Raw genomic sequence first — 211 nt, forward strand, 5'->3', positions numbered from 1 at the left:
AGGATTGGATATAAGGCTCCGAGTATGTTTTTAAGAATCGTAAATACAAAGCTATTTTATCAAGGGAAGGAAGTTGAATATGTCAATACCTGGACGGTAAAAGCCAGTCAGTATTGTCATGTCTTAGATGATTATCAAAAGAAGAAATTATCCGAGCGGTTTCATGTCCTCCCCGACGGGACAAAAATACAGAGAGATTGTTATTCAGCCT

At 37.9% G+C, this 211-nt stretch carries 1 pseudogene; it reads left to right on the top strand.

The window, feature by feature from the left end:
- Nucleotides 1-24: 24 nt before the first annotated feature.
- A pseudogene (locus tag GXK58_RS27450) lies at nt 25-211 on the top strand (RNA-guided endonuclease TnpB family protein); the annotation flags it as partial.

The sequence above is a fragment of the Bacillus sp. USDA818B3_A genome, assembly GCF_009928415.1.
In the GTDB taxonomy this organism is placed as follows: domain Bacteria; phylum Bacillota; class Bacilli; order Bacillales; family Cytobacillaceae; genus Neobacillus.